The 12,603-nt window shown below is 39.3% G+C and carries 10 protein-coding genes; 5 read left to right on the plus strand and 5 right to left on the minus strand.

Features of this window, described 5'->3' with window-relative positions:
• Position 1: 1 nt before the first annotated feature.
• The 5 genes from menD to BACFIN_RS02315 all read right to left on the minus strand — a co-directional run bounded on the left by menD (position 2) and on the right by BACFIN_RS02315 (position 6,334).
• Entirely contained in the window at positions 2-1,669 is a 1,668-nt protein-coding gene (gene menD / locus BACFIN_RS02335) for a 2-succinyl-5-enolpyruvyl-6-hydroxy-3-cyclohexene-1-carboxylic-acid synthase (RefSeq protein WP_007757440.1), read from the minus strand.
• 27 nt (positions 1,670-1,696) lie between these two features.
• Complete coding sequence (locus BACFIN_RS02330) at positions 1,697-2,818, minus strand: isochorismate synthase (protein ID WP_007757441.1); 1,122 nt, start codon at positions 2,816-2,818, stop codon at positions 1,697-1,699.
• The gene (locus tag BACFIN_RS02325; protein WP_007757444.1) at positions 2,815-4,047 is read right to left on the minus strand and encodes a Cof-type HAD-IIB family hydrolase; all 1,233 of its coding nucleotides are present in this window, start codon (positions 4,045-4,047) and stop codon (positions 2,815-2,817) included. The genes BACFIN_RS02330 and BACFIN_RS02325 overlap by 4 nt, the downstream gene beginning before the upstream one ends.
• 84 nt (positions 4,048-4,131) lie before the next feature.
• Entirely contained in the window at positions 4,132-4,494 is a 363-nt protein-coding gene (locus tag BACFIN_RS02320) for a DUF488 domain-containing protein (RefSeq protein WP_007757445.1), read from the minus strand.
• A gap of 85 nt (positions 4,495-4,579) precedes the next feature.
• Entirely contained in the window at positions 4,580-6,334 is a 1,755-nt protein-coding gene (locus BACFIN_RS02315; RefSeq protein WP_081449108.1) for a helix-turn-helix domain-containing protein, read from the minus strand.
• A 1,566-nt stretch (positions 6,335-7,900) separates the two neighbouring features.
• Between BACFIN_RS02315 and BACFIN_RS02310 the strand changes: the two genes are divergently transcribed.
• From BACFIN_RS02310 to BACFIN_RS02290, 5 genes are all read left to right on the plus strand, one after another.
• A complete protein-coding gene (locus tag BACFIN_RS02310) occupies positions 7,901-8,473 on the plus strand; it encodes a helix-turn-helix transcriptional regulator (RefSeq protein ID WP_007757451.1) in 573 nt (190 codons plus the stop codon).
• 81 nt (positions 8,474-8,554) lie between these two features.
• The gene (locus tag BACFIN_RS02305) at positions 8,555-10,771 is read left to right on the plus strand and encodes a heavy metal translocating P-type ATPase (protein WP_007757459.1); all 2,217 of its coding nucleotides are present in this window, start codon (positions 8,555-8,557) and stop codon (positions 10,769-10,771) included.
• 17 nt (positions 10,772-10,788) lie between these two features.
• Positions 10,789-11,001, plus strand: coding sequence for a heavy-metal-associated domain-containing protein (locus BACFIN_RS02300; RefSeq protein ID WP_007757460.1), 213 nt, complete (start codon positions 10,789-10,791; stop codon positions 10,999-11,001).
• Complete coding sequence (locus BACFIN_RS02295; protein WP_007757461.1) at positions 10,998-11,819, plus strand: MBL fold metallo-hydrolase; 822 nt, start codon at positions 10,998-11,000, stop codon at positions 11,817-11,819. The genes BACFIN_RS02300 and BACFIN_RS02295 overlap by 4 nt, the downstream gene beginning before the upstream one ends.
• Positions 11,820-11,861: 42 nt before the next feature.
• The gene (locus BACFIN_RS02290) at positions 11,862-12,371 is read left to right on the plus strand and encodes a nitroreductase family protein (protein WP_007757462.1); all 510 of its coding nucleotides are present in this window, start codon (positions 11,862-11,864) and stop codon (positions 12,369-12,371) included.
• Positions 12,372-12,603 lie beyond the last annotated feature (232 nt).

The raw sequence follows: 12,603 nt of genomic DNA on the forward strand, positions 1-12,603 counted from the left end.
CCTATTTTTCTTTTATTTGATAATAATAATTCTTCAACATACGCGCATCCTTGTTTTTGTTGGTAAACACCTCCAACAACACAGGTTGTTCCATCTCTTCGGGCTGAGTAAAAATTTTCATTGCCTCCGCCAGTTCATCCCCATCTTCAACTTTCATATAGAGAAATCCGCGCTCTTCCGCCCAGCCTTTGGCGGAAGTCTTATGAACGGCTGCGATAAACTTATGGGATGTGCCCGACATATCCAATCCCGGCAATGTATGAAAAATTTCTCCTCCGCCATTATTCAACAAAAGGATACGCAGGTTGGGACGAACATTGACATTCCACAAAGCATTCATATCATAGAAGAAACTCAAATCCCCGATAGCGATAAAATTCAGTTTATCGGAAGCTGCCGCATAACCGACCGCTGTAGACAAAGACCCTTCAATACCACTCGTACCCCTATTACAGCAAACTTCAATAGTTGAAGGTATCGAATAAAGCTGGGCATAACGAACTACCGAACTATTTGCCAAGTGCAATGCGCACGACTCTGGCAAAGCTTTCACCAATGCACCGACAACCGACATTTCGGAATAAGCAAAGTCCGGTTCAGGAATAGTGTTGCAATAATTCTCCCACACACGGGGATATCCGGGCACACGATTATCCAGCAAACTTGCTATCTTCTCCAGAAACTCAAACGGGTCCATTTCAATCACGGTAGTCAACGAACCGTATAAATCGACCACCTCACCATCCGGCGACACATGCCAATGTTCTTTAGGCGGGTGTTGGCGGAGAAATTTCTTCAGTCGTTTGGAAACAATATGCCCCCCATAAGTAATCAGCAATTCGGGAACCATCTGTTCCATCTTATCTTCCGGAACAGCATAAAGTGCCGCATCGAAATTCTTGACCGGAATGCCAGGTATGGTCTGATTGCCTATATGCTCCGTCAACCAGGCAAAATGTCTGTATAATAGTTTGGTATGCCGTTTCTCAAACAAATAAATAAGATTCATCTGCCCGACAATGACCATCCGCTTCTGGTATTTATTCATCCGTTCAACCAGACCGTTATAATCACGGTCATAAACATTCAATCCCTGATAACGGGTGATAACACGCACTTCCGGCAATTTGTCCACTGTAAACTGAAACAGCGGTTCGGAAACAGGCACATTGATATGTACCGGTCCTTTCCCATGATGATGTGTCTCCAATAAAGCCTCATTAACCAGACGATTACAATACCATTCGTCTTCCTCTGTATGAATCTCGGGAAGATTCACGGACTTCTTGACCAACGTCCGGAATACATCAGGCTGCGGCAAAGTCTGTCCGTCCATCTGCCCGATCCAGGCAGCGGGACGATCCGCAGAAATGACAACCAAAGGAACATTCTGATAAAAAGCTTCCGCAACAGCCGGGTGAAGATTCAGCAACGCCGTACCGGAAGTACAGCAGATTGCAGCAGGTTTGCCACCATTCAACGTAAGCCCGATAGCAAAATAACCCGCACTCCGTTCATCAGTCATCGCATAACAGGTAAAGCCCGGATGATTGGACAAAGTATGCACAATAGGCGCGTTACGGCTACCGGGACACAACACAACCTTAGTAATGCCGTGCGCCTCAAGCAACGCAACCAGTTGGAGTATGTTTTTCTTGTCTGTATACATGATGATTAGTGATTAGCTTGTTAATGATTAGTAATTAGCGATAATGGAGGTGGAAGTAATCAGACGTTTCATTGTCTGCAACTTTTTTTCCGTTTCCAGCCATTCATCATTCAGCTCCGAAGAGGCCAATAGTCCGCCACCGGCATAAAGAGTCAGTCGTTCATCCTCGATATGCATACAACGTAAATTCACATATAAATCAGTCCTTCCATTCGGATCCAGCCATCCGATAAAACCGGAATAATAACGACGGTCATACCCTTCGTTTTCCAATATAAAGCGATAGGCCTCTTCCTTTGGCAAACCACACACCGCAGGCGTCGGATGCAACACTTTCAGGAGATCTCCCAAACCATTATTATCTCTCAAAGAGAAATGAAAATCTGTTTTCAAATGTGACAAAGCTCCGGCGTATGCAGGATAAGGTCCGCTTTCAGTAGAATGGATGCCCAAAGAAAGAAGTCGGCTACGGATATAAGCAGTTACGTAATCCTGCTCTTTCCTGTTTTTTTCATCCCATACTTGCGGCAATTTGCCATCCTGCAAAGGCTGTGTTCCGGCCAGTGCAACCGTATTCCATTCATCTTTCTCACCCGATAAAATAATTTCGGGAGTACTTCCCAACCAAATGCCGGTCTGGGGAGTGTAACATAGGTATATATATGAATGAATATAACGCTTGCAGGCCGCACGAAATACGGATGAAAGAGAAAAGTCCGCCCCCTTATCCATCGTAATACGCCGGGAAAGTACCAACTTGTCAAAAGTCCCGTCACGTAAGGCATTGATAAATGCTTGAAAACAGTCGGCATACTCCTTCGTGTAAGAGGTCTGAAAATTTTCTTGCTCTTGTATTTGCAAAGAAGCCTCATATTCTTCCTCCGTATCATCGTCAAGAGAAAGGGATTGCCCCCAGCCATCAGATTGTATCAGTACAACCGGACACATCTCACTCACCCGAAAGGGAGCGATAACAAATCCTTTCTGTCCGTTCAACTCTTGCAAATCGTATATCAAACGGATCTCCTCCTCCGCCTGTGTCAACAGACGGGGAAGTTTCTCTCCGGGAATACGGTATACCACAAAAGGTCGCTTTTGCCGGATAAGCGCATCAATAACTGTCAGATTACTTATTTCTTCGTCAATCATCTTTTTTTCATAACACTGTTGACTACCCGTACGGAAGACACCAGTTTGTTTGTTGAAGTAAAGACATCCACATTCCATACATGAGATGAGCGTCCTTTGTGTACAATGGTTCCCACTGCCCGCACGGTATCTCCTTCGTGGGCGGAAGATATATGATTTCCGCTGACCTGCATTCCCACTACTATTTCATCAGGCTGGCAAAGAATCATAGAACCCAGTCCTGCAACCGTTTCAGCCAATGCAAGCGTAGCACCGCCATGTAGAATGCCGAAAGGCTGGCGAGTACGGTGATCGACAGGCATTGTCGCCTCTACTCTGTCCTCAGACGCATACGTATATTGGATACCCAGATTTCCCATCAATGCGTGACGCGCCTGCGCATTCAGTTGGTCTAACGGAATTTCCGCCGCACGGACTTCGGCTATGATTGCTTTTTCAACGGCAAGGGCTACCCCGTCTTCTTCATTCGACGCTGTCACATAATCGGCACACGCTTTCACCGAGTCTTGAGAATGCCCCATAGCTATTCCCAACCCCGCTAACTGAATCATAGTCACATCGCATACACCGTCACCAATAGCAATGACCTCATCACGTGTCAGGTTCAACGCTTCCAACAAAGCTCCCAAAGTATTCGCCTTGTCGATAGCACACGGAACGACCTCAAGGAAATAGGGTTCGGAACGGAAAACATCCAATGCTCCGTTCAGCCGTCTTTTCCAATGATCTTCCAAACCGACAAGTGCTTCTTCATCATCACTGACAAGCATACATTTGCAAGGAGCAAAGTCAATGGCTGAGGAGAATTCTTCTTCCTTTATCACCCGCAAATTATTCAATTCGGCTTCATCCCGGATATGTTTATTCTCGGAAGAATCGGTTATAATGGTGTCATCGTGGTACGTGAACAGCGCAAATCCATTCTTACGGGCTTTCTTTTCCAGATAAGGCAGCATTTCCGGATTTATGCGACGTTCAAACAGAATCTCTCCGTTCTGTGCATTGATAATCTGACAACCATTATAGGAAAGGATAAAACCTCCGTAATTTCCAAGTTCAAGAGATTTTGCCAACGGCAGCAAACCATAGGTCGGCCTGCCGGAAGCCAAAACAATACGTACTCCCATCTGTTGAATCTTCAACAAAGCGGCCAGCGTACGTTTACTAATTTCTTTCGCATCATTCAGTAGTGTTCCGTCTACATCCAAGACCAATAATTTATACTTCATGGCTACACGATTTTGATTTAGATTACAAAGGTAGGAAATTGAGTGAACGACAGAAAGCGTAAGCAGATAAAAATTACTTTAATTTCACTCTTTCAAACGCATTTCCAGATAATCGCGGAGTATTCGGGCATGATTATATACAGGTTCTTTAGAAGCGTAAATGAGTGTTACTACCGGACGCGGCTTGATAAGGGCCAGAAAATCGGTCGCTGCCAGAGAAGCATCCAGCTCTTTCTGATACAGTACGACGAAGTCATTCCAGTGTCCCGGTATATCATCGTGAAACCATTTACGCAAAGCAGCGGATGGAGTGATATCTTTTGCCCAATAATCATATCTCAACCATTCCTTTTTTATTCCGCGCGGCCATAATTTGTCAACCAATACCCTATATCCGTCTGCCTCCGAAAAGTCTTCGTATACTCGCTTTATCCTAACCTGTATCATGATTATTTATATTGATTACTTATTAGAATAAACCGATAAGGCTGGAAATTGTTTAACCATACAAGAACATTGTACGACCTAATTCTTAAAGAGATTCTTGCGCTTTCTTAAACTCGTACGGAGTCATGCCCGTCTTTTTCTTGAAAAGATTATATAATATCGGGGTACTGTTGAATCCGACTTCATCAGCTATGGCACGTATCGTATAATTAGGATGCAGTTTTAATAATTTAATTGCATAATCTATACGCAAATCATTGATGTATCCATTAAAATTAGTACCGGTACATTCTTTTATCATTCGGGCAAAACGTGCGTTATTCAAATGCACGAGTTGTGCCAAATCTTCTCTCGACAATTCTGAAGAAAGATATAACTGGTCTTGAACAACAATACGGTTCAGTTCAATAAATATTTTTTTATTCTCTTCTTCTTCCCCGCTCGCTTTGCCGGTTTCATCAGATATCTCCTCTTGGTCGCCAAACAAAATACTTTCATCTTCTATATCTTGTGAGATCATAAGCTGTTCATCAATATCCAATGACTGACTGTCTTTCTTCCTGGCCAATCTCTCGTTTATAAACTTAGCAAGGATTTTATTCTTATATCTGATAATATGGTTGAAACGCCACATACGCCATAATACAAACAAAGTCAACAGTGTAATACACGTCAAAAAGGTCAATGTTATGTTTCTGACTTTTAATTGGAATGCTTGTTTGGCTATATAGTCCTCTTTTTCAGAAGTATCATACATCGTATTCAACTCTAATGCCGCATTCTCTTTATCCCTGTTATTAATACTATCCGTTATAGCTATAATAGCTCCTTGCAAAATTGCCGCTTCCTTATAGTTTCCCATCCCCATATAGGCTTGCACTTCCCTTTCAAGCACATTCATATATTGCGCATTGATAGTATCTTGCTGCTTCCTCATCAGTTCTTTAAACTCCTGACTGTTGTCAATCACCTGCTTGTAATGCTTGGAAGCCAGCAAATAAGGAATTGAATACATTTTTCCATCAGGTGTACGAGAGTATTCAGTCGATTGATACATCGCAAAGTACTTTTCAGCCTGCCCATATTTCTTTTCCATATAGCAATTATATGCCCATTTAGAGTACAGATAACCATATTGCATATCAACCAATCCTTTCGGAACATCAGGTAAAGTTTCCAATTTTTTTATCTGCTTTTCACGTTCCAAAGCCATAACAGATGCATCCTCATACAAAGAGTCAGTCATTAAATAACTCATTTTCCCTCCATAGAAAGAAGAGAGCATTCCTATCTCTTTTACGCCTTTTCTCCCTTTCAACAAATCGATAGCAGAATCAAAATAATCATACGCTTTATCTTTAAATGATAACATACGGTTATTCTCTCCAATGCAGTATAGCAACCGGGCTTCGGACACGCGGTCCTCCAACCTTTTTGATTGGGCAATCCCGTCAAGCGCATAATTCATACTCTCGTTATATTTACTCATCAAGAAAGATAATTCCGCCAAATAAACAGTCATTTTCAATAAGTGTTCAGGGTCCTTTTGATATACGGAATCAAGCACATAAGATTTTCTTGCATATACATAAGCAAGCTTATTCATAAACAAATTGCGATATGACAGGCTACGTAACTCGTCTATAACTCGTAAAGGCATAGACTTTTTATTCTCCGCTACATCTAAAAGTTTCAAAGCACATTTCGGCTTCTCAATATAAATACTTCTTATATATTCAGTAGTTATGGAATCTGCATTTGTGGCCTCATCAGCCATTAAAATTTGGTTATGCACAAATAAAAGAATACATATACATACACCAAGTCGTATATACCTCATAGCGTCTACCATCATTTTATCCGTCAAAGGTAATTCTTATTATTAAAAAGTCAAGAAAGTATTTTGTTTCACAAGGTAAAAATAAGAAACATTAGCATTTTATTATTCAAGCAATGTAAACAACGCTTTATATACAGTAATGCAAACAATGCCTTTCCTTCCCAATAAGTTGCAATCTTCCGTCCCCTTCACCTTTTTTCTGTATCTCCCGTCGTTAGGGTATTAGCGGGTGAAGGGGAACACTTTCACCCGGCTTTCACAGTTCCTATGTGTATCATTTTGTTTCAGTTACATCTTAATTTTAAAAAACTATTGGAAGTATCTACCCGCTTTTACCCGGCAAGTCTGGCTTATTTCTTGAACAAACGTGACTCTAACGCCTATATTTTTCATTTATCATTAAAATGATAAGATATTATCACTATTGTGATAAGTAAGTATCATAAATATGATAAATTCTTATCACAGTAATGATAAGTATAATACATCAAGAGAAAATCTAGCTGCTTTTTGGACTATAATATTGCTATGTATACTTGCTGAAAGAGCATCCCTTCACCTGCTAACACCCATGAATAGGAGATAGCAGTGAAAAGGTGAAGGCTATTTTAATAAAACGGTATAGACACTATTTAAGAGCATATACGGAAATCGATGTTAAATAATAACAATAGCCAATTCTAATCCAGAATCAAATTAAGAAAAAGAATTACTTCAAACAATTGTTATCTATAAAATACTTGTATAAAAGAAAGAATAAATATGAATAGGAGATAATAGTTTCATCCGTATTGGGAACACCGCTTCTGCAACGTACAGAAACCTAAAGGATCATCAACAATGCCAATATGGTGTATATAAATCTTGTTTACAACTTCTCATTCGGAAAGTCCAAGTCAGGCGTGAAACTGAAGATGCAGAATAAAGATAAAGATTCAGGAATACTGAATAGATACTGATTTACTCTTCAAAAAATATCCAATATAGTCCATAAAGATTTCATAAGATATAGATTTCTTTATGGACTTTATCGTTATATAAATCTTAATTTATACAAAAACACCCGGCTTTACATTATAGGGTGTAAAACTGGATATTTATTTTGCAATTTGCTGATTTTCAGCGTTTATTGCGGAGAGACAGGGTAATGAACCTATCTCCTTATGTCGCTTTAATTCAACTCTTTATCAATACGTCAATGCCTTAGGGGGTACAATTTAGGTTTCAAAAAAGACGTTTGTTTGTCGTCCTTTGGCTGTTCATTGTCTGCCTAAAACTTCGGTTCAAAGATACTGCTTCTTTTTGAATTACGCAAATGTCTGAATATAAATGTTTCAGCTTAGGTGTAAGGTGCAAGCTATATATATAGATATATACTTGCACCTTACACCTAATTCAGATTACTCAACTTTGCAATTAGGTTGCACTACCCAATTCGTAAATTTGCAAAAATAAAGAAACAATAAACGCTATCAATAAATTGCAAGCCTTAAATATTGAGAATATTCAGAGCTTGCCAAACGATAAGCAGTGTATTGTCATTAACTTTGCAGAAACGATGGATATATGATGAAAAGCAATACTATTCACATTAAGAATATGGTTTGTAACCGTTGCATTATGGTTGTTACAGAAGCACTGAAAAGAATGGGGTTTATTCCACTTAGTGTTGAACTGGGGACAGCTATTTTGCAAGAACCGATAAATGCAGAGGAACGTGCAACCATAAAGCCTGTTCTTGAAGCATACGGATTTGAGTTGATAGATGATAAACGGATGCGAATTATTGAACAAATAAAAGTTGCGGTGATTGAATTAGTGCATTATAATGATAATTCGTCCAAGACAAACCTGTCTGATTATCTTACGAATAAGTGCCATCACGATTACAGTTTCCTTAGCAAGTTGTTTTCCGAAGTGAATGGCATAAGTATAGAAAGATACTACATCATTCAGAAAATAGAACGTATAAAGGAACTGTTGGTGTATGATGAATTATCCATTAGCGAAATTGCCGATAAGCTTAATTACTCAAGCGCAGCACATTTAAGTACACAATTCCGTAATATGACTGGCATTTCTCCAAGCCAGTTCAAGCGTTTAAAAGGACATAAGTTGAAACCTTTGGATGAAGTCTGAAAGATATAAGTCATATCCATAATTATGTAAGAGCCGGAAGATAAAAGCATCCTACCTTTGCAGCATATAAAAATCATCAATATGAGAAAAGGTATGAACATAAAAAATACATATCCGGTTTTGGGTATGAGTTGCGCTTCATGTGCGGCTCGTGTGGATAAAACATTAAATGGTTTGCCGGGAGTATATCAGGCAACAGTGAATTATGCGACTGCGGTAGCACAGGTAGAATATAATCCGGAAGTATGTTCCGATGCAACACTACAATCTGCCGTACAAGATGCAGGATATGATTTACTGGTTGATACCGGTGAAGACACTGCCGATAAAGCGGAAGAAATTCGCTTGACAAGATACCGGAAGATAAAAAGGCGTACAGTGGCAGCCCTGCTATTATCTCTCCCAATTATGGTTATCAGTATGTTTTTTGAAGATATATCCTCTTTAAAATATGTACTTTGGATTCTCGCCACGCCCGTGGTTTTCGGTTTGGGACGTGAATTTTATATCAATGCGTGGCGGCAATTAAAGCATGGCACTTCGAATATGGACACCCTTGTAGCTGTTAGTACCGGAATAGCCTATACATTCAGTGTTTTTAATCTGTTGTTTCCTGTTTTTTGGTTGTCAAGAGGGATTGAACCGCATATTTATTTTGAAGCGGCAAGTGTTATCATTGCATTTATCTTATTGGGACGATTACTCGAAGAGCGTGCGAAACAGAACACTTCAACTGCCATAAAAAAATTAATCGGGCTGCAACCTAAGACGGTAACTATTATCGTGGATTCTGATGAACGTACCGTTCCGATAACAGCCGTACAAAAAGGTGATACAATTCTTGTTAAACCCGGAGAACGCATTGCAGTAGATGGCGTGGTTGTTACAGGAGAATCATACGTGGATGAAAGTATGTTGAATGGCGAGCCTGTTCCCATGCACAAGCAATCCGGCGAAAAGGTATTTGCCGGAACCATCAATCAAAAGGGGACATTCCGGTTTATTGCCGATAAAATAGGTTCTGACACGATGCTGGCACAAATCATCCGCATGGTGCAGGATGCGCAAGGCAGCAAAGCTCCCGTTCAAAAGTTAGTGGATAGAATAGCCCGATTCTTTGTCCCGGCTATTATTAGTATTTCAATTATAGCTTTTGTTGCATGGATATTTTTAGCACCAACGAACGGCTTCACCAATGGATTATTGGCAATGGTCACTGTATTGATAATTGCCTGCCCTTGTGCATTAGGCTTGGCTACTCCCACTGCCATTATGGTAGGCATTGGAAAAGGGGCTGAAAAAGGGATTTTAATTAAAGATGCCCAAAGCTTGGAGATTGCACAAAAGATAGATACTATAATTCTTGATAAAACAGGGACTATCACAGCAGGGCATCCCATAGTCGTCGAAAGCCTATGGGAAAACGGCTTTGAACATAGCCGAAAAATACTGTACAGTTTAGAGAAACTATCGGAACATCCTCTTTCGGATGCCGTAGTCAATACTTTGCAGAATGAAAAAGAGATTTCCATTGATAAGTTTGAAAACGTTCCGGGGAAAGGTGTAAAAGGTGTAGTAGGCAGTCAGACTTATTACGCAGGCAACCTGTCATTATTGAATGATAACCATATTACGATAGCCAGTCATTTGCAGGAATTGGCAAACAAATGGACACAGGAAGCTAAAACATTGGTATGGTTTGCTGATTCCACACAAGCTATTGCAGCTATAGCCCTTACCGATGAAATTAAACAAACTTCGGCACAAGCCATATCACAACTACAGGAAATGGGTGTTGAAGTGTATATGCTGACAGGAGATAATGCAATTTCAGCACAAGCCATATCTCGAAAGGTAGGAATAAACCATTATAAAGCCGGAGTGTTGCCGAATGAGAAATCTCAATTCATAAAAGAATTGCAAGCCAATGGGAAAAAAGTAGGCATGGTGGGTGACGGAATTAATGATAGTGCGGCTTTAGCACAAGCGGATTTAAGCATAGCAATGGGGCAAGGCAGTGATATTGCTGTAGATACGGCAATGACGACCATACTCTCATCCGATTTACTGAAAATACCGGAAACCATCCGGCTGTCGCAATTGACGATAAAAACAATTTATCAGAATTTGTTTTGGGCGTTTATTTATAACCTGATTGGTATTCCCATTGCGGCAGGCATATTTTATTCAGTAAACGGATTCCTTTTAAATCCGATGTGGGCAAGTGCAGCTATGGCATTCAGTTCTGTATCTGTGGTGTTAAACAGCTTGCGTTTAAAAAGAAAAAGAATAGAATAACTTAATAATCAATTAAAATGGGAACAATGACTTTTAAAACAAATGCCAAATGTATGGGCTGTCTTGCTAAAATAGAAGAAATATTACAAGGTAAAATGAACAGAGAAGAGTGGAATTTGGATTTATCCGATTCTAATCGTCCCCTGACTGTAATGTCCGATAAGTTGGCAGCAGGTGAAATAGTAGAACTGATAAGCAAAGCTGGTTTCAAAATAGAACAAATGAAATGAAAGTAATAGCACTGGTTGAAAATACAAGCATATCCAAAGACTATAAAAGTAAACACGGACTATGCTTGTATATTGAAACAAAGAAGCATAAATTACTATTTGATTTAGGCTCAAATAGTTTGTTTTTAGAAAATGCAGTCAAATTAGGTGTGGATATTACGGATATTGATTCTGTGATTATTTCTCACGGGCACAATGACCATGGGGGAGCTTTGAAGTATTTTTTAGAAAATAATGCCAAAGCGAACATTTACATTAGTCGATACGCTTTTGAGGAGTATTATGCTAATTTCTTAGGTATGAAGTGGAACGTTGGTCTCGATAGAAAATTAAAAGACCATCCAAGAATTATTCTTATCGAGGATGAGTATGTAATAGATGAGGAATTACAAATATTTTCCAATATAAAGGAACATCTTTATTTACCTACAGCAAACAACAGTCTATTCGTCAAACAAAATGGGACGTATGAGCATGATACGTTTAAGCATGAACAATATTTGATTATAACCGAGAGCAATTATAAAACTTTATTCAGTGGTTGCGCTCACAATGGAATAGTCAATATTCTAAATAGAGCCGAAGACATTGCAAAACAGGAAATGAAATATTGCATATCAGGTTTTCATCTTTATGACCCATTAAAGAAAAGAACCGAAAACATAAACCTAATTAAAGATATTGCAAATACGTTTTTATGCCGAAATACAACATTTTATACTTGCCATTGTACTGGTGAAGAAGCCTATGGAATATTGAAAGGTATTGCTGACGAAAAAATAAATTATATCAGTACAGGACAAATAATACAGTTATAAGACATAGCGATTTATTTTTTAACTCAATTAATATTATACATCATGGTTTTTTTAGAATTAACAAAAAAGCGTTATTCCGTAAGAAGCTATACTTCCCAAGAAGTAGAGAAAGAAAAGTTGGATTATATTTTTGAATGCGCCCGGTATGCACCGTCTGCCGTAAACAAACAGCCGTGGCAATTTATAGTGATAAACAGTGAATTGCAGAAACAAAAGCTGCAAAAGGTTTATCCTGCCAAATGGTTTGTGGAAGCCCCCTTATATATCATTGTATGTGCTAATGATTCGGTTGCATGGACACGTCAGTATGATAATAAAAATCATGCAGATATTGATGCTGCCATCACTGCGGAACATATCTGTTTGGCGGCAGCGGAACAAGGGTTAGGAACTTGTTGGGTTTGCAATTTCGATATAGATGAATGCAAACATAGTTTGGGATTATCTGCTAATATTCATCCGGTTGCAATAATTCCTATAGGTTATCCAGTGGATTCCAAGCACAATCCAACAGCCCGCAAAAGCATTGATGAGATAGTAACTATATTATAACGTCATCATGCCATAGAAAGAGAGAAACAGGGAAATTACGGCACTGTCCACAATTTTGTGTAAATAGAAAACTTCAGGATTCGGGTTTTATACTTGAATCCTGTTTTCAAATATAGTAATAAATTGGTTAAATATCAATGCCCAATTCCAAATAGGTTGGTACCATTTCTTTTCGATTTCGTTAATGGCCAGATAGACAGATTTTTTCAGTGCATCATCATTTGGAAATGAT

The organism is Bacteroides finegoldii DSM 17565 (assembly GCF_000156195.1).
In the GTDB taxonomy this organism is placed as follows: domain Bacteria; phylum Bacteroidota; class Bacteroidia; order Bacteroidales; family Bacteroidaceae; genus Bacteroides; species Bacteroides finegoldii.